This is a genomic window from Arthrobacter sp. zg-Y916, from assembly GCF_020907385.1.
Classification (GTDB): Bacteria; Actinomycetota; Actinomycetes; order Actinomycetales; family Micrococcaceae; genus Arthrobacter_B; species Arthrobacter_B caoxuetaonis.
On the sequence record NZ_JAJJOD010000003.1, the window covers coordinates 185,828 to 208,513 of the forward strand.

Here is a 22,686-nt window from a genome sequence, read left to right on the forward strand (position 1 = left end):
GCGCTGACGGCTCCGGCCGTGCACTAAAAGACCCACCGCACCAAAAGACCCGCCGTCCCTTGAGGGGACGGCGGGTCTTTGCGTTGGGCGGGCGGGCCGTGTTGAGCGGGCTTAGGGAAGCAGGCGGCGCACGACGGCGTCAGCCAGCAGGCGCCCCTTCAGCGTCAGCAGGACGGTTCCGGCCATGGCAGCCCGGGGATCAACCAAGCCGTCGGCGATGAGTCCGGCCACCGCAAGGCGGCCCTCCGGGCACAGCCGGTCACGGGAAATCCCTTCGGCAAGCCGGGCGCGGAGCATGACGTCTTCGAGGTAACGGGTGTCAGCATCCAACGTTTCCCGGCCGACTGCAGGGGATTCCCCCGCCGCGATCCGGCCTGCGTAGGCAGTGGGGTGCTTTGCGTTCCACCAGCGGATACCGCCGACGTGCGAGTGTGCACCGGGACCTACACCCCACCAGTCATCGCTGCGCCAGTACGCCATGTTGTGCCGGCATTCATCCGACGGCGTCCGCGCCCAGTTGCTGACCTCATACCAGCCGAGTCCAGCTGCTCCGAAGAGTTCATCGGCCAGCAGGTATTTGTCCGCATGGTCGTCGTCGTCGATGGGCGGAACCTCGCCGCGGCGGATCCGTGCCGCCAGCTTGGTGCCGTCTTCGATGATCAGGGCATAGGCCGAAATATGGTCCGGTTCGTAGCTGAGCGCTTCCTCAACGGAGTGTTTCCAGTCCGCCAGGGACTCCCCCGGTGTGCCGTAGATCAGGTCCACGCTCACCTTGAGGCCGGCGTCGCGCGCCCACTTCACGGCCTGAGGCACCCGCGACGGCGTGTGCGTCCGGTCCAGGACCGCCAGCACATGAGGGACGGCGGACTGCATCCCGAAAGACACCCGGGTGAATCCGGCGTCAGCGAGCAGCTGCAGCGATTCCGGCGTGACTGAATCGGGATTGGCTTCGGTGGTCACTTCGGCGCCCGGGGCGAGTCCCCACTGTTCGACGGCGGTGCCAAGGATGGCTGCCAGGTCTTCGGCCGGCAGCAGGGTCGGTGTTCCTCCGCCGAAGAAGACAGTTTCGATCGGCCGGTGCGGAACGCCGGAGGCCTTCAGGGCACCGGCGGCGAAACGCACTTCCTGCTGCGCCGTCGCCGCGTACTCAACCTGCGAGGCACCTCCGCCAAGTTCCGTGGCGGTGTAGGTGTTGAAATCGCAGTAGCCGCAGCGGACGGCGCAGAACGGGATATGGACGTAGAGACCGAACCGGCGCCCGGCTGCCTCGGTGGCAGCCTGGGCCGGCAGGATTCCGTCCTTTGGCGCGGGATCCCCGAGGGGCAGTGCGCTGGGAGTCACTTCTTGGATTTGTCCTTGGACTCGTCGGAGGACAGTGCGGCGACGAAGGCTTCCTGGGGAACCTCGACGCGACCCACCATCTTCATCCGCTTCTTGCCTTCCTTCTGCTTCTCCAGCAGCTTGCGCTTACGGCTGATATCGCCGCCGTAGCACTTGGCAAGCACGTCCTTGCGGATGGCCCTGATGGATTCACGCGCAATGATCCGCGAGCCGATGGCGGCCTGGATCGGCACCTCGAACTGCTGCCTCGGGATCAGCTCCCGGAGCTTTCCGGTCATCATGACGCCGTAGGAGTAGGCCTTGTCCTTATGGGTGATGGAGCTGAAGGCATCCACCTGCTCACCCTGGAGCAGGATGTCCACCTTGACCAGGTCGGCCACCTGATCGCCGTCGGCCTTCCAGTCCAGCGAGGCATAACCGCGTGTCTTGGACTTCAGGATGTCGAAGAAGTCGAAGACGATTTCGGCCAGCGGCAGGCGGTACCGGATCTCGACCCGGTCCTCAGAGAGATAGTCCATGCCGCCCAGGACGCCGCGGCGGGCCTGGCACAGCTCCATGATGGCGCCAACGAATTCGTTCGGTGCCAGGATGGTCGCGGACACCATCGGCTCGCGGACCTCTTTGATCTTGCCTTCCGGGTACTCGCTCGGGTTGGTCACTGTGACCACCTTGTTGTCCTCGAGCGTCACCTCGTACTCCACGTTCGGTGCGGTGGAGATGAGGTCCAGGTTGTACTCGCGCTCGAGCCGTTCGCGGGTGATTTCCAGGTGCAGCAGGCCAAGGAAACCCACACGGAAACCGAAGCCCAGTGCCGCCGAGGTCTCGGGTTCGTATACCAGCGCGGCGTCGTTGAGCATCAGTTTTTCCAGCGCATCGCGCAGCACCGGATAGTCGGCGCCGTCGATCGGGTAAAGCCCCGAGAACACCATTGGCTTGGGATCGGCGTAGCCGGGCAGCGATTCGGCTGCCGGTTTGGCGAGGTTGGTGACCGTGTCACCAACCTTGGAGAGCCGGACGTCCTTCACGCCGGTGATGAGGTAACCCACCTCGCCGACACCCAGGCCCTTGGAGGGTGTGGGTTCCGGCGAGCTGACACCGATTTCCAGCAGTTCGTGGCTGGCGCGGGTGGACATCATCTGCACGCGTTCGCGGGGCGAGAGCTTGCCGTCAACCACGCGAACGTACGTGACCACGCCGCGGTAGGTGTCGTAGACCGAATCGAAGATCATGGCGCGTGCCGGTGCGTTGGGGTCGCCGACCGGTGCGGGAATGTCACGGACGATCTGGTCCAGCAGGGCTTCAACGCCGACGCCGGTCTTGCCGGAGACCTTCAGCACGTCCGCCGGATCACCGCCGATCAGGTGCGCCAGCTCCTCGGCGTACTTTTCCGGCTGCGCTGCCGGGAGGTCGATCTTATTCAGGACCGGAATGATGGTGAGGTCGTTCTCCATCGCCAGGTAGAGGTTGGCCAGCGTCTGGGCCTCGATGCCCTGGGCGGCGTCGACCAGAAGCACTGCACCCTCACAGGCTGCCAGTGACCGGGACACCTCGTAAGTGAAGTCCACGTGGCCCGGGGTGTCGATCATGTTCAGGGCGTAGGACGTGTCGTCCAGTTCCCAGGGCATCCGCACGGCCTGGGACTTGATGGTGATCCCGCGTTCGCGTTCGATGTCCATGCGGTCCAGGTACTGCGCCTTCATGTCGCGCTGCTGGACAACCCCGGTGAGCTGGAGCATGCGGTCAGCCAGGGTGGACTTGCCATGGTCGATATGGGCGATGATGCAGAAGTTCCTGATGATCGCCGGATCCGTCGCGGCAGGCACCGGTGAGAAGCGGGCCAGAGGTGACACTGTGGCGGTTCCTTTACTGTTTGCGCCGGCCGTCCATTAACCCCGCACTGCAGCTGTTGTGCTGCCCGGAGGGCGGGTTGTCCTGGACCTTGCGCAGGGATTGTTCGGAGTGGATTCGTTTCTAAGTTAACAGTCTCCCACGTTTGGCCTGCCGGTCCCGAACTCCGGCGCAGGCCGTGAAGCCTAAGATGCAGGCATGGCTTTTTCCTCCCGAAACCTCCTCGGACTCGCCCGCATGGCACTGCGGGCAGCACGGCACCTTTCCCCCGGTCCGTCCCGCCCGGCACCGCCCGCCCCGACCTCCCGCCGCGTGCCGGCTGCGGCGCCGGTACAGGCCTCCACCAGCGCCGCCCGGAGCGGACCCGGTGATTACCAGGGCCCGCTCTCCCCCGTCTACGACCCCCACCCGGACGGGAGGCCCGATCCCGGTGAGGTGGTCTGGGCCTGGGTCCCGTACGAAGATGATCCGAGCCAGGGCAAGGACCGCCCGGTGCTTCTCATCGGCCGGCACGGGGAGAAGCTGCTGGCGCTGATGATGACCACGCGGGACCGCAACAACTCGGCGGAAACTGATCCTGACTACCTCGACATCGGATCCGGCCCGTGGGACAGCCGGGGCCGTCCCAGCGAAGTGAAGCTCGACCGGGTCCTGCAGCTGGACCCGTCAGCGATCCGGCGGCAGGGCGCCGTCGTCGACCGTGCAGTGTTCGGGAAAGTGGCTGCACGCCTCGCCGCGCGTCGCCGATAGCTTTCCTCCGTCCGGAGCCGGACTGCTGTGCGGATCACGCATCCGCGCCAAAGTTCTGCTAACATTTATTGCTGTGTGTCCGCGCAGGTCGACGGGCACTTCAGGCCGGGCGCCATTACGGTATCCCCACGCCGCTCAGTCAATGTCTGGTCTGAAATTCCCTCACCGACCAAGTCCGCAATACAAAGAGAGTTTATAAGTGGCCAATATTAAGTCCCAGAAGAAGCGCATCCTCACCAACGAGAAGGCGCGCCAGCGCAACAACTCGGTGAAGTCCGAGCTGAAGACGCTGATCCGCAACGTGGATACCGCTGTCACCGCTGCTGACAAGGATGCCGCTCAGGCAGCACTCCAGGCTGCTACCCGCAAGCTGGACAAGGCTGTCAGCAAGGGCGTTATCCACAAGAACAACGCGGCTAACCGCAAGTCGGCCATCTCCAAGAAGGTCAACGCGCTCTAAGCGGTGAATTCTTAGTCTTACCAGTGTGGCCGGTCCTTCGGGGCCGGCCACACTGCTTTAAAGTCGTGCACAACCCGCCTCCCCCACCTCAGTCCCGCAGTGCTTTACTGGCTCCATGCGCAGAGTACTGATTCTCGGAGGGACAGCCTGGCTCGGCCGGGAAATCGCCCGGCAGCTGCTGGACCGGGGCGACACCGTAACGTGCCTCTCCAGCGGCACCTCGGGAACCCCGCCCGCCGGCGCTGAACTCATTGTGAGGGACCGCCTGCTGCCGGACGCTTACACGGAAGTGAAAGGCCAGCCATGGGACGAAGTGATCGAACTGGCGTACGAGGCCACGCTTGTCTCCGGCGCGTTGCGGGCACTCGGCCCGACGGCGGCCCACTGGACACTCGTATCCTCCGTCTCTGTCTACGCTGACGATTCGGTTCCCGGCGCGGATGAGTCTGCCGCACTGGTGGAGTCCGTCGGGGCGGAAGACTATGCCCAGGCAAAAGCCGCCGCTGAGCGTCTCAGTTCCCAGGCGCTCGGGGACCGGCTGCTGATCATCCGGCCCGGGCTCCTTGCCGGAGCGGGAGATCCGAGCGACCGCTTTGGCTACTGGCCGGCCCGCTTCGCGCTGGCCGGCAGTGGTCCGGCCCTGGTGCCGGGACTCGATGAATTGTCGGTGCAGGTCCTGGAGGCCGGTGACCTGGCGTCCTGGCTGGCAGCTGCGGGGGCCCGCGGACTGACCGGGGTATTCAACGCCACGGGAGACAGCCACCTGCTTCGCGAGGTCCTGGAGCTCGCTGCCGAAGCCGCCGGTTTCAGCGGTGAAATGATCACCGCGCCGGAGGCCTGGCTGCTGGGCAGGAACGTAAGGTACTGGTCGGGACTGAGGTCGCTGCCGCTGTGGCTGCCCGCGGCCGACGCCGGCTTTGCCCTGCGCAGCAACAGAGCTTTCCAGGCTGAGGGCGGAGAGCCGGCACTGCTCAGCCACACGCTGGACCGGGTCCTGCAGGACGAGAGGGACCGCGGACTGGACCGGCCCCGCAGCTCCGGGCTCAGCCGCGCAGAAGAGCTGGAACTGCTGGGGATGCTGGCCTCGGAGCACAGCTGAAACCATCAGCCGGCGGGGCCCTGCGGCTCTACGCCCGCGTTAGCCCTCCACCCTGATCCCCAGATGGTCGGCAAGCATGGCTGCCATCTCTTCCAGCTGCAGCGCGCTGAGAGTTGCGCCGCGGAGGAACCCAACGCCGGAGATGCCGCGGATCGCTGCCCCTCGGAGATCAACATGTTCAAGGACTGCCTGGTCCAGCACCAGGGTGTCGATCCGGGTGCCTTCAAAAGAGGCACGGGTGAGTTTGGCTCCGCTGAGATCGAGTTCTCCGATGACGCAGTCGTTAAAGGACACGTCCCTGAGCACCGATCCGCGCAGGTTCAGGAGATCGAGTTTGCTGCCGGAAATGCGGACTGAATTCCATTGCGAGGAGAAGGCCTCGGCGGAACCTATGCGGGAGCCCTCAACGGCGGCGTCGCGAAGAACCAGGCCGGGCGCGGTGAGGACGGGAGCGTTGAACCGCTCGATCCTGGTATCCAGGAACCGGGCGTTCCGAAGACTGGCCTCGTGTCCATAGATGCTGACCAGCTCACACTCGCTGAAGGAAATGCCGTCAAGGACGCGTCCGCTGAGGTCACCGCCGGTGTAGCTCTCGCCGTCGTAACGCCCGTGCGGCCGGAGCCCCTCTGGATCGCCCGCTTCCAGCACGGGAAGGGTGATGCGGCCAATTCGCGGAGCGGCAAGTGCTTTCCCAGCCATGGTGTCCTTCGTTTGGGGCTGCGCTACCGGCCGGAGGCAGCCAGTGCGATGACGGTGACGGCACGCTCGACGGCGTACACCGGGTCCCGGCCGGCGCCTTTGACCTGCGCATCGGCTTCAGCCAGCACCTGGACAGCCCTAATGAGGGACTCGGAGGAGAACCGCTGGGCGTCCCGCCGGGCCTGATCCACCTGCCAGGGCGCCATGCCAAGGTCCTTGGCGAGCGATGCGGAGGAACCGCGGAGGTCCGCGACCCTGGCAACGCCGCGGACCTTCATGGCCAGTGCCGCCACCAGCGGAACGGGATCCACGCCCGTGGCCAGGGCGTGGCGCAGCATGGACAGGGCTGCGCCCGCGCGCCCGGCCAGTGCGGCGTCGGCCACTTTGAAGGCCGTAGCTTCAACCCGGCCGCCGTAGTACTTTTCGACCGTCTCTTCGGTGATCTCGCCGGGTGCATCGTTTATGAGCTGCTGGCACGCGGCCGCCAACTCGGAAAGGCTGGAACCGACCGCACTGACCAGGGCCCGCACAGCCCCGGCGTCGATTCGCCGCTTGGCAGTGCGGAATTCCTGAGTGACGAAGTCAGCCTTGTCCGCATCCTTCTTGAACGGCTGGCAGTCGATAACCGGAGACTTGGCCGCTTTCACGGCATCGAGCAGCTTCTTGCCGCGGTTGCCGCCCGAGTGGTGGAGGACTAAGACGGTGTCAGGTGCGGGATCCCGAAGGTAGGCCAGCGTGTCAATGAGGAATTCCTCGCTCATGTGGGCCAAGTTGCTGGCTTCGATGAGCTTGGCTTCACCAAAAAGCGAAGGGCTGGCAATCAGCGTGAGTTCCCCGGCAGTGTAAGCAGCGGCGTCGACCCGGATGACCTCGGTGTCAGGTGCCTGGCTGCGCTGCTGCAGCCGGATGTTCTCCATGGCGCGTCCGGCCAGGTAGTCCTCCGGTCCGGTGAGCAGGACAACCGGTGCCGGAGCAGCCTGCCGCCAGGAGACTGTCCCCGCCGCCGGCTTCGCGGAAGACTTCTTGGGTACGGCCGGATTCACGGATGCACTGCTCCTGAACTGGGAACGGGGAGGGTCACTCCCAAGATTGCCATGCGGCACGCCCGGGACCAACTCTCAGCAGCGTCGTTTCAACCACACGTCGGCCGAAGCGCGGGCGGTGGCCGGGCGGTGGCCGGCCGGTCCCGGCACTGCGGCCACCGCCCGGCTCGGATTACCGGGAAGTCCGGATAAACTCGGGTGGGGTCAAATCCCTGGACACCATCCACTCAGCCTGCTTTTATGTCCGGGCCGCCCCCGGCTAAGGTAGCGAAGTGATTGAGAGGAACGCGATGGGCAAGGCCGCAGACGGACATCCTGTTTCGGCACGCGTGCGCCGGCAGAAGGCAACGGACCAGGCCATCGCCGCCGCCGCCGTGGAAGCCGCCCTCGAACTTGGTTTTGACCGCGTCACGGTCGAAATGATCTGCTCGGCTGCAGGTGTTTCGCGAAGCACCTTTTTCAACTACTACTCGTCGCGGGATGCTGCGATTATCGGGCGAACCATCGGCGCACCCACCCCGGAGCAGACAGACCGCGCAATGTCGGGGCATCCGGGCTCCCCTGTCGATGGCCTGCTGGACCTGGTGGTCCCGGCCGTAGCGAGCTTCGCCACCGGTCCCGAACTCCGCACCGCCCGTGCGCGGCTGCTGGCTGGGCAGCCCGCCGCCCTCCGGCAGTATTCGGCCGGACTGATCCTGGTGCAGAACAACCTGACCGAAGCTGCGGAGGCCTGGCTCACCGCGCATCCCGAGTCAGCACGGCTGCCCGGCAGGCCGCGCGTTGAAGCAACCCTGGCGGTCACTGCTGTCTATGCCGCCATGCAGGCGGTGACCGGTGGCTGGAGCATCCCGCTGCGCGAGGTCCCGGACCCGCTGGCAGCCTGCCATTGCGTCATCGAGTCCCTGCGGACACTGGTCGGCCTGCGGGAGCCCGCCCCTCCCGGTCCGGCGGAAATCCTAAAGCTTCCGGTGCCGGCGGAGGAGGTACCGGCCACGGGCCTGCGCGAGCGTAAACGCCGCGACACGGAGAGCCGCCTTGAACTCGCGGCAGTGCGGTTTGCCCTCGAGCGCGGTTTTGCGGGAGTGACGGTAGACGAGATTTGCCGGGAGGCGGTGGTCTCCCGCAGCACTTTCTTCAATTACTTCCCGGCCCGGGAAGCTGCGATCGTTGGCCGGCCCCTCGAAATTCTCACCGGCGCCGCAGCGGCGGAGGTGCTCGCTCCGCACGGCAACGATCTTCCGACGGGCGTGTTCGCACTCATGGCCGCGTCTTTGATCCGGGGCAGGGTGAATCCCGACGTGGCCCGCCTGCGCACTGAACTGGCGCTCAAGGAGCAGGCTGCACGTGATGCGGGGACCGCCACGCTCGTCGACGCCGGGGAAGCGCTTATGAACGTTGTGCGGGACTGGCTCATCGCCAATCCGCAGCATGCCCGGCTTCCGGGCCAGCCTGCAGCTGAAGCAGTGCTTGCTTCGAATGCGGCCTACGCCGGAGTCTCGGTTCTTCGTGCAGGCTGGCTCGCTGTTGCCGGGGATCCGGAAGCAAGTGCAGCGACGTTCGCAGCCGCCATGGACGACCTGCGTACCGTTCTCGAAGACCGCGCGCCGGACAATACCGCGGAATCTGCCTGACCTCATCGCCCGGCACGGCCGGACTATCCGGCCTTCTCACCGCAGTTCCTCAACCACCAGCCGGGCATCGGCCAGTCGCAGGATGAACGTACCCAGGTCGTCTGTCCTGACGACGGCGCTGCCGGACGCCTCCAGTCCTGCAAGGGTTTCCGGTGCCGGATGACCGTACGTGTTGTCTTCGCCGACGGAGATCAACGCCAGTGGAGCCCGTACCGCCGCCGGCACCGCTGTTCCGCCGTTGCGGGCGCCGTGGTGGGCCACCTTGAGGACGTGGACCTGCGTCCGGCCCAATATGTCGTTAGAACGCAGCATCCGCGCGGCGGCCTCCTCCTCAATATCGCCGGTGAACAGAAGGTTTATCCCCGCTGTCCTGACCAGCAGCACGGCACTGGCGTCGTTTTCAGATGGCAGTGGTGCCTGACCCGCCCGGCCCGCAGGAGGCGGCCACAGGACCTCCCAGCGCACGCTTCCGGATTCCCCCAGCATCCCCTGCTCCAGCCGTAGGGCCTGGAGTCCATGAGCAGCAGCGATCCGGCCAATCTCCGGAGGGGTCTGGCGCTCCGCCGACGAAAAAGCCAGTGCCCCCAGCAGCCGGTCCTGGCCTGCACCGGCTGCTCCCCCATAGTGATCCGCGTGGACGTGGCTGATCACGAGCAGGTCTACGGTGTCTACGTCCAGCAGGTCCAGGCAGGCATCAAGGGCAGCGGGGTCCGGACCGGCGTCGACCAGAACGGCTGACCGCGGTCCGGACCGCAGGGCCAGGGCATCACCCTGCCCTACGTCGCAGGCCGCAGCCACCCAGTCATGAGGCACCGGTGCGGAGGAATTCGGCTGGCACCGCATCACCAGGAACACCACGGCCAGCAGCAAGGCTGCCCCGGCCCAAGCCCGTTTCCTGAACCCTGGTGCTCCTGTTTCTGTCCTTCCTCCTGCTCCTGTCTTTCCTGATGCTCCTCCCGCGGTGCGGCGCCCGTACGGTGTGCTTCCCGCCGTCTGGACCAGGCGGAACATACCAGCTGCCAGCCCAGCACTGGCGGCTGCCATGGCTGCCGCACCGCCCGGTCCGGACATCCAGGGGAGCAGCGCCCCGGGTGCTTCGGCAAAAAACCGTGCAACGGCCGCAACCCACCCCGCCCCCGCACCGGCGGTCCACACCAACGGCAGTGCCAGCCCGGGGAGAACGTGAGCAACAACGACCGCGGCCATACCGAGGACCGTGACCAGCGGCACCGCGGGCGCCGCAGCCATATTGGCCGGCAATGAGTACATCGGTACCTGGGGCTGCAGCAGGACAAGCACAGGGGCGCACGCCACTTGCGCCGCCAGCGGGATCGCAGCGAGCACCGCAACCGGGTGGGGCAGGAACCGTTCCAAGGCAGCGGAGAAAACCGGTCCGAGAACGACGAGGCCGGCGGTCGCGCAGACGGAGAGGATGAAGGCATAGCTGCCGCTAAGCCACGGATCGACAACCAGCAGGATGGCGGCACACAGGCAGAGGAGCGAGGCGGGCATTTTTCCGCGTCCGCTCAGCACGGCGGCCGTTCCAATGGTTCCCATAACGGCTGCCCTGAGCACGCTGGCATCGGGGCGGACGATGAGGACAAACGCTGCCAGTGCGCCCAGCCCTGCAGCCGCCGCCCAGAACCTGGACAGTTTCAGCATGCGTGCCAGGAGGAAAACAAACGCCAGGAGATAACTGCAGTTCGCACCTGAGACCGCCGTGAGGTGAGTGAGCCCGGTGTCCTTCATGGCAGCAGCCAGGTCCTCTGGGAGGGAGGCCCTGTCCCCCAGCACCATGCCCGGCAGCAGGCCGGCGGCATCTGTTTCACCCAGGCCGGCCGCGTGCGCGGCAAAGTTGGTGCGCAGGCCGGAAGCAACTCCGTACAGCCCGCTGGCCGGGACCACGTCAGGACCCTGCCCCGCCCGCAGGAGAGCGGCAGCCCGGTCTCCGGGCCGCGCGGCCTGCAGCTGGCCGGAGGTGGTGAACGTGTCGCCAAGCCGAATCCCGGCGTAAGTGTCGCCGCCAATTACCAGGACGGGTGCTGCGGCGCCTGATCTCGTCCCTTCCCGGGTGAAACTGAGCAGCATCCCTTCCACGAGATAGCGTGCTTTTCCGCTGAAGCGGTCGGGGGTGCCGGCACGTGCATCGGAAAGTGCCCGGAACTCTCCGGAGATCACCGCTTCCCGGTCAATTGCTTCCCCTACGGGTCCTGCCGTCCGGTCGATCAGGCTGGTCCCGGCGCTCATGGACACCAGAACTGCCACGGCAACGGGCGGAAGCAGCATCGACAGCACCGCCCTCGCTCCCCTGCGCCGGCGGGGTTCATCCCCTGTGGCAGAGGCCGCATGCCGCGCGTGGAGAACGGCAGCAGCGGCCAGCACCACCACCAGCAGCGTCATCGCTGCGACAACTGCGGGGAGAAGGAAGGACGCAGGTAACCGGATCGCCACCGCTGCAGCCACCCACGCAGTTCCAGCCACGGGTACCAGCCGAAGTTCGATCAACCGCGGCGGAACATCCGCCTTAGGATCCCTGTCCTTGTCCCTGTCCCGAAAGACGGCTGCCACCAGTGTTCCTGTTGCCTTGCCCCATGACTTTGCTCTGTCCGTACGGGCGTCCTCCCCAGGCCCGGGGAAAGGTCCGTCGGCCTTTTCCGGCGCACCCGGCCGCACCGCGGCAGTGATGTAGCGGGACCAGGGGCTGGGGCGGATCATGGCCTGGCCGGGGAGAACACGCGGCTTAGACCGTAACCAGTGGAAGGAGAGCGCTCAGCATGGCCTCCCCGATTCCGGGAACGGCGTCCAGGTCTTCAGGACGGGCAAACCTGCCGTGGTCGGTACGCCATGCGACGATGCGGGCTGCCAGCACCGGACCGATCCTGGGCAGTGTCTGCAGTTCAGCTTCCCCGGCGGTGTTGAGGTTGACCGTTCCCCCCTCGGTACCCGCACCGCCCGAAAGTTCACCGGCCATCCCGCTGCCCGGATCAGCGACGGCTCCCGCCACTCCTGTTTCGGCGGCGGGCGAGCCGCCGGCACCACCTGCCGTGTCGCCCTGAACCGGCACCACCACCATGTTGCCGTCTTCCAGCGTGGCAGCGAGATTCACTAGCCTCAGGTCGGCGTCCGGGGTGGCGCCGCCGGCAGCCTCAACGGCATCGGCGACCCGGCTGCCGGGCCGAATCCTGACGATGCCGGGCGAGACGACCGAACCTGCCACATGAACCACCAGCTCAGTTCCGGCTTGTCCTTCACCCGCATTGCCGGCGGCCGGAGTGCCTCCCGGCAGCTCCTGGTCCGGAGGTTCTTCCGGATCTGTGGAAACCCCTGCTGCCGCGCTGCCGTCCCCGATCTCTCCAGTCCCGGATGTCTCCCCGGCGTCCGGAACATCGAGCTCGATGGAGACTGCCTCATGGGGTGTGCGGTCGCCCATCAGCGGCAGTGCAATGGCTCCGGCCAACAGCAGGCAGGAGGCCAGTACTGCCGCCCGAAACGGAAAACCCCACCGGCGGCGAGGCGGCTCGGCGTTGACGCCATCGGTACCGGCTGACACCGCCTCCCTCCGCGCCGCCAGACGGGTCGTCAGAGTATCCGGGGTTTCAGTGTCCCAACGGTGTGCAGCCATGCCGCTAAACCTATTGCCCGTCCGGCAACCTCGGGCAGCCCACTGGCCGCCGTTGTGGACCCGGCTAGCTGGTCGCTGCCGTCATGCCGGGTGTGAAGGGTTGGTGGGCAATTGCCGGCCCACTCCTCCCAGTAAGGCGAAGCCTTAGTCAATGTCTGTTTCAGGACCTTCGCCGGCGTCAGCAGCAGGACCGGTTGATATCTTCGGAACGTCACGCGCCGTGGGCGTCCGCGGGGCAGAATCCGCAGCACCGGAATCCCCGGCACCGGCATCATCCGGAACGTCCACAGCGGGCGCAACCGCCACCGCCAGAACACCCAGCCCGGCATGTGCCGCCAGGACAGCCGGCAGCGGGCAGAGCATTACCTCGGCATCAGCACGATCCCGTACAACGGCGGACGCAAGCCTTTCCGCTTCAGCTTCGTTTCCGAAGTGGTGCACTGCCACACGCACGGTCCCGGTCCGCCGGGCGATTTCCTCCCGTGAGAGCTCTTCCAGCCGGGCCAGTGCCCTGGGCGCGGTGCGGACCCGTTCCAGCGGAACCACCAGCCCGTCCCGGATCGCCAGGATCGGCTTGACGGCGAACAGGGTGCCGAACCAGCCGGCAGCAGCACCGAGCCGCCCGCCGCGGCGCAGCTGGTCGAGGCTGGGTACATAGAACAGGATGTGGGCCCCGGCAGCGCTGGAGACGGCGGCGTCAGCAACCCGCTCAGCGTCATCACAGGCCAGGGCAGCGGCTGCGGCAGCCTGCACGGCGAAGCCGAGGCCCATGGCCACCGACGCCGTATCAATCACGTGGACGGGAATGGGAGAGGACCGCGCCGCCAGCCGGGCCGAATCCACGGTGCCGGAAAGCTTGGCAGAGAGGTGCACCGAGACAACTGCCTCAAACCCGGCAGCAGCAAGCTCGGCGTAGACGGCCTCGAACTGGCCGGGTGCAGGCCGTGAGGTGCGCACGTCCTGGCCCTGCGCCAGGGCCAGTGCAAGGGCACCGATCATCTTGTCGGTACCCTCGCCGTAGATCTGGTCACCGATCATCACCGGCATGGATACGACCCGGACCAGGCCGCCCGCCCCGTCCGAAGCGATCCAGCCGTCAGGCAGGGAGCAGGAGGAATCGGTGACGACGGCGACGCGCGGGCGGGGAGCTGGTTCAGCAACCCCGGCTGTCCGGGACTTGAACCACCGTCCGCGCATCGCCGCCCAGTCGACCATGGGCTAGGCAGGCACGATGTTCACGAGCTTGGGCGCCCGCACAATGACGGTTCGGATGCCGGCGCCGTCGAGCGTTTTCTGCACCTGCTCCGAAGCCAGCGCCAGTTCGCGCAGCGCGTCCTCGGTGATATCCGCCGGAACCTCCAGCCGGTCGCGGACCTTGCCCTTGACCTGAACGATCGCGGTGACGGTGTCCTGCACCAGCAGGGTCTCGTCGACCGCCGGCCAGCCTGCGTTGGCAACGGACGCCGGGTGGCCCAGCGCGTTCCACAGGTCCTCGGCCGTGTAGGGGGCGAAGAGGCTGAGGATCACGGCCACGGCTTCCGCTGCTTCACGGACGGCCGGATCGGCAGCACCGGCACCGGAATCGATGGTCTTGCGGGTCGCGTTGACCAGCTCCATCAGCTTCGCGATGACGACGTTGAACTTGCCGGCCTCGAGCAGCTCGGTGGCGTCGGCAATGGTCCGGTGCGTGACCGAGCGCAGTTTCTTGTCGCCGGCAGCGAAGTCCGCGCCAGGTTCGCTGGCAACGTCCTGGCCCAGGCGCCAGGCGCGGGCCAGGAACTTCGCGGAGCCCGACGGCGAGACGTCCGCCCAGTCGACGTCGTCCTCCGGCGGGGAGGCGAAGATCATGGTCAGGCGCACGGCATCGACGCCGTACTTATCGAGCTGTTCACCCAGGTCCACGCCGTTGCCCAGGGACTTGGACATGGCCTTGCCGCCGTTGAGGACCTGGCCCTGGTTCAGCAGGGCTGTGAACGGTTCGTCAGCCTCGATCAGGCCCATGTCCTTGACCACCTTGGTGAAGAACCGGGAGTAGAGCAGGTGCAGGATCGCGTGCTCGACGCCGCCGACGTACTGGCCGACCGGCATCCAGTTCCGCACGGCCTCGGGATCGAACGGACCCTCGGTGTAGTGCGGGGACACAAAGCGCATGAAGTACCAGGACGAGTCCACGAAGGTGTCCATGGTGTCGGTGTCCCGCTTGGCCGGTCCGTCGCAGGACGGGCAGGAAACGTTGACCCATTCTTCAACCGAGGCCAGCGGAGAGGTTCCCTTGGGAGCCAGCGCCTCGCCCACCAGGTTCGTGGGCAGGGTGACCGGCAGCTGGTCATCGGGGACCGGAACTTCGCCGCACTTCTCACAGTGGATGATGGGGATCGGGGTGCCCCAGAAGCGCTGGCGGGAGAGCAGCCAGTCACGCAGGCGGAAGTTGACGAACTTCTCGCCCGTGCCCTTTTCTTCCAGGATGGCGACGGCGGCCGGGATGGCTTCGGACTTCGGCAGTCCGGAGAGCTCCCCGGAGTTCACCAGCGTGCCCTCGCCGACGGTGGCAGTGCCGCTGACGGCGGGGTCCTCCTCGCCGGTGTCCAGCACGGTCCGCACCGGCAGGTCGAAGGTCCGGGCGAAGTCCAGGTCGCGCTGGTCATGCGCAGGCACGGCCATGATGGCGCCGGTGCCGTAGTCAGCCAGGACGTAGTCTGCAGCCCACACGGGCAGCTTTTCGCCGTTGAGCGGGTTGACGGCATAGCGGCCGGTGAAGACACCGGTCTTGGTCCGGTCGGTGGCCTGCCGTTCGATGTCGGACAGCGCCTTGACCTGCTCGCGGTACTCTTCCAGCGCGGCGCGGTGCTCATCCGTGACCAGGTCCAGGGCCAGCGGGGCGTCCGCGGCGACAACGAAGAACGTGGCGCCGTACAGCGTGTCCGGGCGGGTGGTAAAGACCGTGACCTGCTGCTCGGGCTTGTTCCCCGCGGCTTCGATGTCGAAGCGGACGTGGGCCCCTTCGGAGCGGCCGATCCAGTTCTTCTGCATGGCCAGCACACGCTCGGGCCAGTGGCCCTTCAGCTGATCCATGTCATCGAGCAGGCGGTCGGCGTAGTCGGTGATCTTGAAGTACCACTGGTTCAGGGACTTCTTGGTGACCTGGGTGCCGCAGCGTTCGCAGGCACCGTTGACGACCTGTTCGTTGGCCAGCACGGTCTGGTCCTTCGGGCACCAGTTGACCGGCGAGTTTTTGCGGTAGGCCAGGCCACGGTCGTAGAAGCGGGTGAACAGCCACTGGGTCCAGCGGTAGTACTCCGGGTCGGAGGTGTGCAGGCGGCGGGACCAGTCCACGCTGATGGCGTAGCGCTTGAAGGAGCCGGCCTGGGTGTCGATGTTGCGGTAGGTCCACTCGCTCGGGTGGGCGTTGTGCTTGATCGCGGCGTTCTCGGCCGGCAGGCCAAAGGAGTCCCAGCCGATCGGGTGCAGGACGTCGAAGCCGAGCTGGCGCCAGTAGCGGGCAACGACGTCGCCCATCGCGAACGCCTCAGCATGGCCCATGTGCAGGTCCCCGGACGGGTAGGGGAACATGTCCAGGACGTAGCGGCGTTCCTTCGAACCGTCGTCTGCCGGAGTGAAGACGCCAAGGTCGTCCCAGACAGCCGGCCACTTCTTCTCCATGGCCGCGAAACTGTATACGGCCTCTTCCGACTGCTCAGTCTGTGACTGCGTGCTCACTATGCTTCGCCTCTGTCCTCAAAAATCCTGGTGATCCGCGGATGTCCGGCGTGCCGCCGGTTCCGCCTGCGCTGTTGACTCTTCCCAGACACACAAAAGCCCCTCGTCATATGCAAGGGGCTGCCGCGTTTGATACAAACGCGGCTATCTAAGGAGGAGCAAAGCGGTCATTTCTCCACTTTACAACAGGCAGCGCCCGACGGCAGTGCCCGCCACAGCGTTATGACGGACCGCGCCTAAGCGGCTTCCTGCGGCGATTCTGCCATGCTGCGGAACAGGTTCCGGCTGCGGCGTATCTTTGCGGGCTCCCTGTGCGTCTACCCGGTAAGAGCATGGCAAAGTGCCATGCTTTTCATAGGCACCGCCGCGGGCGGGAGAGCGAGGGGAACCGCAATGACACTCGAAACGGGAACGTCTTTCGAAGCCGGCACGGCAGGCGAAACGGCGGCTTTGGCGGAGAACAGGGCGAATCTGCGGCAGGCACGCCGCGATTTCCTGGTGGCATTGGAACCGGTCCGGGCTTCGGTTTACGCGTACTGCCGCAGCCTGACGCCCACGGTATGGGATGCCGAGGACCTGCTGCAGGAAACCCTGACGAAGGCCCTTGCGGAAGCATCGCAGCGGTATGAACCCATCCGCAATACCCAGGCATGGCTGATCCGGATCGCTACGAACACGTGGATCGACTCCCTGCGCCGCAGCAGCCGGGCGGCCCTTGAGTGGACCGATTCCGCCCCTGACTTTCCCGACGACGCGGCGCCGGATCCACTGGCAAACCTTGCGGTCGAGTCCGCGCTGCGTCAGCTGCTGCACCTGCTGCCGCCGCGGGAGCGCGCATGCGTGGTCCTCAAGGATGTGTTCTCCTACCCCCTGGCCGAGATAGCCGAGATGCTGGAGACGACTCCCGGCGCCGTGAAATCCGCCCTGCACCGAGGCCGGGCGACACTGCAGGCGGCACGTACCGCCACGGATCCTGCAGGACCATTCCCCAAAGCAGTGTCAGCGGGATCCCGGGACACCGTCCAGCCCGCCGGACACGAGGCGCTGCTGCGCCGGCTGGCCGCGGCATTCAACGCCTACGACATTGACGCCATGGTGTCCTTGTTCCTGACTAGCGGACGGTCCGAGGTGGTCGGCAACGCCACTGAAACCGGACATGAGGAAATCCGTGCCGGATCCCTGACGGACACATTCGGCCCGGACGCCGCAGAAATCCACCGGACAACCGTCCATCGATTCGACGGCGAGAACGTCATCCTGATGTGGGAGCGCCAGAAGGGTGCCCCCGGGGCGTCGGAGGTCGTGTCCGACGTCCTGCGGGTTCGCCCTGCCTTCGGCGCCCCGCTGATCGCGGAATTGAAGTGGTACTTCTTCTGCCCCGAGGTCTTGGCGGAAGTGGCCGGCGGTCTGGGACTGCCGTTCAAGACCAATGGTGTGAGCTACTTCTAGCCCGGTCCAGGGTTCTGCTGCCGGCTGCTTAAGCCACTGCGGCCGGCAGCGGCGTCGTCATCGCCCCTGCCGCCCTCAAGCCTGCCTCGCCGCCCGGAACGCCAGGAACGCCTCCCTGCTGCTGCGCGAGGGAGTGAAACCAAACTCGTCCTTCAACGCACTGTTGTCCAGGACGGGCCGGTAACGCAGGAAGCGCAGCTGCTCGGGGCCGTGGACGGTCAGCTTCAGCTTGTGCCCCAGCCAGAGACCGGCAGCCAGCAGCGGTGCGGGAACAGTGATGGTCCGTTTGCCCAGCAGGTCCGCGATCTCCCGCATGGTCAGGGCGCCGTCACCGGCTACGTTAAAGATGCCGCTGCGGCCGGTCAGCACTGCCTGCACCATGGCGTCAGCTACATCCTGGTCCCAGATGAACACAAACGGTGACTCGCTTCCGGCCACACGCAGCAGCCGGGGCGCATCAAAGAGGGCGGTGATCTGGTTGCGGACCCGCTCCCCCAGGATGGTGCCGATCCGGAAGATGGTCTGCTGCAGTTCAGGATGCTCCGACCGGAACCTGGCGAGCTCTTCTTCAACCAATCGCTTATGGCGGGAGTAGGCGAACTCGTCGTTGCCGCGCAGCGGATCGGATTCGCGGAGCCAGTCCGGGTTGTCGGCGTGGTAGCCGTACGCGGCACCGGAGGAGGAGATCACCACGTGCTTCACACCGGACTGCGTGCACGCCGCCAAAACGGTCCGTGATCCCACCACGTCGACCTGGAACTCCTGCTCCCGGGTGGTGTCCTTGCCGGGATTCACAATCGCCGCCAGGTGGACCACGGTGTCGATCCTGTGCGCCTGCAGCAGGCGTGCGACATCGGGGGAACAAACATCCGCCAGGGCGTACTCGACGCCGTCGAGCCTGCGCTCTTCTGCCGGCTCCCGGATGTCGAGGCTGAGCACATGGCTGACACCGGGGTCTGCCGCCAGCCGCGCCACAACCGCACTGCCGAGGAATCCGTTGCCGCCGGTGACGCATACGCGGGTCACAGCGCTTCCTCCCGCTGTCCGTCCAGTCCCGCAGCCCGTTTCGCATCCCGGCGCCGCCACCACGCGGCGAGGACAAGTCCGGCCAGGATGTCCCAGATGCCCCACCAGGCCGCGACCATGGCCATTCCGCCGAGCCCGGCGAAGAATGTGAGGGTCAGGCCGAGCCCCAGCCCGGTGTTGCGTGCCCCGACCTCGAAGGTAACCGCCCTGCGGCTGGGCTCATCCAGCCGGACCGCGGCCGCCGCCCAGTACCCGACGGCCAGTGCAACGGCGTCGTGCAGTAAAACGACCAGGAAAATCGTGCCGAGGTGTTCCCGGAGCGGGCCCAGGTTGCTTGCCGTTCCGGCCACGATAAACGCCAGGAGGGCGATCAGCCCGATGCGCTGGACCCAGGGCCGCAACCGGTCCGTGAGGCCGGGAAAGCGCCGGGCAAGAGGCATGCCCACCGCAAACGGAACACCGATGATCAGCAGGACCTGGATCAGCATCCCCCCCCGGTCCAGCGAGAAGTCGCGCATCAGTGTGGCCGTGGACGGACTCAGTGCCGCCCAGAACGCCACGTTGAGCGGCATCACGATGATCGCCACGAGGTTGGACACGGCGGTCATCGACGCGGACAGCGCTACGTCACCATGCGCACGGTGCGTCAGGACATTCGAGATCCCGCCCGGCGGGCAGCACGCCACCAGGATCATGCCGAGGGCGATGGAAGCCGGAACATTCAGCAGGAGGGCGATGCCGACGGTAACGGCCGGGAGGAGCAGGTACTGCGCCGCGATCCCCAGGACTACTGCTTTGGGGCTCCGCAGCACTGTCCGGAAGTCAGCCGGACGCACTTCCAGCGCAATGCCCAGGATGATGACCGCCAGCACCACGTTCAGGATGACCAGGGAGGCGGGGGAAAAATTAAGTACGACGTCGTCGATGGGCATCAGCTGTGTACCTCGCTCCGTGCGTCTTCGGGAGCGGGTTCGACAGCCAGCCGGTCAAGATGGGCAGCAAGCTCCGCGCGGTAGGCGTCCTTGTTCACGTAGTAGCTCATCCGGTCCAGCCCCAGGTAACGGTAGCCGCCCGTAACATCCGGCGACTCTCCGGCAACCAGTTCCACAAACCTGCCGGCGGCAGCAGGATCGTCCCGCTGCGCGGCGAGGTAGGCGGCTGCGAGCTCTGCCTGCCGGTATCTGCCTTCCCAGCCAAGGCCGGAAGCTTCCACCATGCCGACCACCAGCAGGTTGCGTGCCTGCCGGCTGAAGATGTTCAGGTACAGCGACGGAGCAGCGCCGGTCCAGTCCAGCAGCTCCGGGCGGAGGTAGGGGTAGTCCAGCACATAGCCGGTAGAGCACAGGATCAGGTCGTACTCCCCCGAACTGCCGTCCCGGAAATGGACCGTGTGCCCCTCAAGCCGGTCAACGTCCGGCTTCACCGTGAGGTCGCCGTGTCCCAGATGATGCAGGATCAGTGAGTTCACCACCGGATGGGACTCATAGATGCCGTAGTCCGGTTTGGGAAAGCCGAACCGCACCGGGTCGCCCGTGAACATCCGCAGCAGCCTCTTGTCGAGGAACTGCTTGAGCGGCCGGGGCAGCGGTTTGCCCTGGTTCAGTGTGTCCGTGGGCCGCCCGAAGACGTACTTGGGGACAAAGTAGTAGCCGCGCCGGACACTGATATCCACGGCGGCGGCATGGTGGACGGCATCGACGGCGATGTCGCAGCCGCTGTTGCCCGCACCGACAATCAGCACCCGCTTGCCGGCGAATTCGGCAGCGGACTTGTAACTGGCCGCATGCCGTATTTCCCCGTCAAAGCTGCCCCGGAACTCCGGCAGGCTGGGAGTGTGGAGCGTCCCTGAGGCCGCAATCACCGCACTGAACCTTCCGCTTCCGCTTCCGCCGGGAGACTCCCACTGAACGGTCCAGCCGCCGTCGTCCGGCACCGCGCTGGTGACCCGGGTATTGAACCGGATCCGGCCGGTGAGGCCAAAAGCCCCGGCATAGTCCCGGAAGTAGCCCAGGAGATGGCGGTGTCCCGGATAATCGGGGGTCCCGGCGGGCATGGGAAACTCGCTGAACTGGGTGGTGGTCTTCGAGGAGATCAGATGCGCCGACTCGTAGACCGTGCTGGCTGGATTCTCGATGTTCCACAGCCCGCCGACGTCGGAATGTGCCTCGAATCCCACTGCATCCAGCCCCCGCCTGGACAGCGCCCTCATGGCCGCAAGGCCGCTCGGACCTGCCCCAATGACGGCTACGGGCGCTTCCCCCCATACTGCGTCTGACTTTGATTCAAGAGACAACTGCTACCCGCTTCTGTGATCTGCATCACCATTGATGCTCAGGGAACGCTACCGAGCGGACGGGGACCGGTCAAACACAACACACCGTTAAGACAGAAGTGCCGACCCGGCAAGGGCGGCACTTCTGCAAGGAGACGACAGGGATCGGACTAGAGCACGTCCTCATCCACCCAGTCGAAGGTCCGGGTTACTGCCTTGTTCCACAGGCGCATCTGCCGGTCCCGTTCGGACTGCTCCATGTTTGGGGTCCAGCGCTTGCCTTCGTTCCAGTTGGCCGCCAGTTCGTCGGTGTCATTCCAGAACCCGACAGCAAGGCCGGCAGCATAGGCAGCACCCAGGGCCGTAGTCTCCACGACCTCGGGACGGACGACGTCCACACCCAGGATGTCCGCCTGGAACTGCATCAGTGCGTCGTTGGCGACCATTCCGCCGTCGACGCGCATTTCGGTCAGCGGAACTCCCGAATCAGCGTTCACGGCGTCGAGCACTTCCCGTGTCTGGAATGCCGTGGCTTCCAGGGCAGCGCGGGCAATGTGGTTCTTGTTCACGAACCGGGTGAGCCCCACGATGGCGCCGCGGGCGTCGGAACGCCAGTGCGGGGCAAACAGGCCGGAGAACGCCGGGACGATGTACACGCCGCCGTTATCCTCGACCGCGCTGGCGAGCTGCTCGATTTCCGGGGCGGACCGGATGATGCCGAGATTGTCCCGCAGCCACTGCACCAGGGAACCCGTGACAGCGATGGAGCCTTCCAGCGCGTAGATCGGCGCAGCATCGCCGATCTTGTAGGCCACCGTTGTGAGGAGGCCGTTCTCCGACATGACCTTCTCTTCGCCGGTGTTGAAGATCAGGAAGTTGCCGGTTCCGTAGGTGTTCTTCGCATCGCCGATACCAAAGGCCGCCTGTCCGAAGGTTGCTGCCTGCTGGTCACCCAGGATGCCGGCTACCGGCGTTTCGCGCAGCAGCTGGGAGCCGTGCACCTTGCCGTAGATCTCGGAGGAGGAACGGATCTCCGGGAGCATTGACGCCGGAACGCCGAAGGCGTCGAGGATGGACTGGTCCCAGGACAGCGTGTCCAGGTCCATGAACATGGTCCGGGACGCGTTGGACACGTCAGTGATGTGCACGCCGCCGTCGGTGCCCCCGGTGAGGTTCCAGGTGACCCAGGAGTCGGTGTTGCCGAACATCAGCTCACCGTTTTCGGCTTTCTCCCGCGCTCCTTCGACGTTGTCCAGGATCCATTTGATCTTGGTGCCGGAGAAGTAGGTTGCCAGGGGAAGGCCCACCGTGGCCTTGAACCGCTCAAGGCCGCCGTCCTTTGCCAGTTCGTCCACGATCGGCTGGGTACGCGTGTCCTGCCAGACGATGGCGTTGTACACGGGTTTGCCGGTGTTCCGGTCCCAGACAACTGCCGTCTCACGCTGGTTGGTGATGCCGACGGCGGCGATGTCGTGGCGGGTGAGGCTTGCCTTGGACAGTGCGGTTCCGACGACTTCGCGGACGTTGGTCCAGATTTCCATGGGATCGTGTTCGACCCACCCGGCGCGGGGGAAAATCTGTTCGTGCTCTTTCTGCCCCACGGAGACAATCTTGCCGTCGTGGTCGAAAACGATCGCGCGGCTGCTCGTGGTGCCCTGGTCGATCGCTATGACGTACTGCTGCTTGCTCTCTGACACGTTCTCTCTCCTTCGAGTGAATGTCTGGGTGA

17 protein-coding genes are annotated in these 22,686 nt (G+C 66.0%); 5 read left to right on the forward strand and 12 right to left on the reverse strand.

The genetic code is table 11. The annotated features are described in order from the left end of the window. Nucleotides 1–111 precede the first annotated feature (111 nt). Together hemW and lepA are read right to left on the reverse strand one after the other, a co-directional pair. Complete coding sequence (gene hemW, locus LOC59_RS07860) at nt 112–1,341, reverse strand: radical SAM family heme chaperone HemW (protein ID WP_229971349.1); 1,230 nt, start codon at nt 1,339–1,341, stop codon at nt 112–114. Continuing rightward, nucleotides 1,338–3,191: a translation elongation factor 4 gene (gene lepA / locus LOC59_RS07865; protein ID WP_227895773.1), complete on the reverse strand. Its 1,854-nt coding sequence runs from the start codon at nt 3,189–3,191 to the stop codon at nt 1,338–1,340. The genes hemW and lepA overlap by 4 nt, the downstream gene beginning before the upstream one ends. A gap of 196 nt (nt 3,192–3,387) precedes the next feature. On the opposite strand from lepA, the gene LOC59_RS07870 reads away from it, so the two are divergent. From LOC59_RS07870 to LOC59_RS07880, 3 genes are all read left to right on the forward strand, one after another. Further along, nucleotides 3,388–3,939, forward strand: a complete 552-nt coding sequence (locus tag LOC59_RS07870) for a type II toxin-antitoxin system PemK/MazF family toxin (RefSeq protein WP_229971358.1) — start codon at nt 3,388–3,390, stop codon at nt 3,937–3,939. 199 nt (nt 3,940–4,138) lie between these two features. Then, nucleotides 4,139–4,399 (forward strand): 30S ribosomal protein S20, encoded by a 261-nt coding sequence (gene rpsT / locus LOC59_RS07875; protein ID WP_227895771.1) that lies wholly within the window; start codon nt 4,139–4,141, stop codon nt 4,397–4,399. A gap of 115 nt (nt 4,400–4,514) precedes the next feature. After that, nucleotides 4,515–5,498, forward strand: a complete 984-nt coding sequence (locus tag LOC59_RS07880; RefSeq protein WP_229971360.1) for a reductase — start codon at nt 4,515–4,517, stop codon at nt 5,496–5,498. A gap of 39 nt (nt 5,499–5,537) precedes the next feature. On the opposite strand, the gene LOC59_RS07885 is transcribed toward LOC59_RS07880, so the two are convergent. Together LOC59_RS07885 and holA are read right to left on the reverse strand one after the other, a co-directional pair. Beyond that, a complete protein-coding gene (locus LOC59_RS07885) occupies nt 5,538–6,197 on the reverse strand; it encodes a pentapeptide repeat-containing protein (protein ID WP_229971362.1) in 660 nt (219 codons plus the stop codon). Nucleotides 6,198–6,220: 23 nt separating this feature from the next. After that, nucleotides 6,221–7,240, reverse strand: a complete 1,020-nt coding sequence (holA, locus tag LOC59_RS07890) for a DNA polymerase III subunit delta (protein WP_229971364.1) — start codon at nt 7,238–7,240, stop codon at nt 6,221–6,223. Between the two features lie 272 nt (nt 7,241–7,512). Between holA and LOC59_RS07895 the strand changes: the two genes are divergently transcribed. Then, on the forward strand, nt 7,513–8,871 hold the full coding sequence (locus LOC59_RS07895; protein WP_229971366.1) for a TetR/AcrR family transcriptional regulator: 1,359 nt from the start codon (nt 7,513–7,515) through the stop codon (nt 8,869–8,871). A 36-nt stretch (nt 8,872–8,907) separates the two neighbouring features. Here the strand turns inward: LOC59_RS07895 and LOC59_RS07900 are convergent, their stop codons facing one another. The 4 genes from LOC59_RS07900 to leuS form a co-directional block, all read right to left on the reverse strand. Beyond that, nucleotides 8,908–11,439, reverse strand: coding sequence for a ComEC/Rec2 family competence protein (locus LOC59_RS07900; RefSeq protein ID WP_227916707.1), 2,532 nt, complete (start codon nt 11,437–11,439; stop codon nt 8,908–8,910). A gap of 172 nt (nt 11,440–11,611) precedes the next feature. Next, nucleotides 11,612–12,493: a helix-hairpin-helix domain-containing protein gene (locus LOC59_RS07905; RefSeq protein WP_229971368.1), complete on the reverse strand. Its 882-nt coding sequence runs from the start codon at nt 12,491–12,493 to the stop codon at nt 11,612–11,614. 144 nt (nt 12,494–12,637) lie between these two features. After that, entirely contained in the window at nt 12,638–13,690 is a 1,053-nt protein-coding gene (locus LOC59_RS07910; RefSeq protein WP_229971371.1) for a DegV family protein, read from the reverse strand. 21 nt (nt 13,691–13,711) lie between these two features. Beyond that, nucleotides 13,712–16,213, reverse strand: coding sequence for a leucine--tRNA ligase (gene leuS / locus LOC59_RS07915; protein ID WP_423721694.1), 2,502 nt, complete (start codon nt 16,211–16,213; stop codon nt 13,712–13,714). Nucleotides 16,214–16,603: 390 nt separating this feature from the next. Here leuS and LOC59_RS07920 point away from each other — a divergent pair, with 390 nt between their 5' ends. Continuing rightward, nucleotides 16,604–17,659 carry a sigma-70 family RNA polymerase sigma factor gene (locus LOC59_RS07920; protein ID WP_229971373.1) on the forward strand — a complete coding sequence of 352 codons (1,056 nt, stop codon included), beginning with the start codon at nt 16,604–16,606 and terminating at the stop codon, nt 17,657–17,659. Nucleotides 17,660–17,734: 75 nt separating this feature from the next. On the opposite strand, the gene LOC59_RS07925 is transcribed toward LOC59_RS07920, so the two are convergent. The 4 genes from LOC59_RS07925 to glpK all read right to left on the reverse strand — a co-directional run bounded on the left by LOC59_RS07925 (nt 17,735) and on the right by glpK (nt 22,654). Then, nucleotides 17,735–18,685 carry an SDR family oxidoreductase gene (locus tag LOC59_RS07925; RefSeq protein WP_227916703.1) on the reverse strand — a complete coding sequence of 317 codons (951 nt, stop codon included), beginning with the start codon at nt 18,683–18,685 and terminating at the stop codon, nt 17,735–17,737. After that, nucleotides 18,682–19,617: a bile acid:sodium symporter family protein gene (locus LOC59_RS07930; RefSeq protein ID WP_227895759.1), complete on the reverse strand. Its 936-nt coding sequence runs from the start codon at nt 19,615–19,617 to the stop codon at nt 18,682–18,684. The genes LOC59_RS07925 and LOC59_RS07930 overlap by 4 nt, the downstream gene beginning before the upstream one ends. After that, complete coding sequence (locus LOC59_RS07935) at nt 19,617–20,978, reverse strand: flavin-containing monooxygenase (protein WP_229971375.1); 1,362 nt, start codon at nt 20,976–20,978, stop codon at nt 19,617–19,619. Before LOC59_RS07935 ends, LOC59_RS07930 begins: the two co-directional genes overlap by 1 nt. 149 nt (nt 20,979–21,127) lie before the next feature. Further along, a complete protein-coding gene (gene glpK / locus LOC59_RS07940; protein WP_227895748.1) occupies nt 21,128–22,654 on the reverse strand; it encodes a glycerol kinase GlpK in 1,527 nt (508 codons plus the stop codon). Between the last annotated feature and the right edge of the window lie 32 nt (nt 22,655–22,686).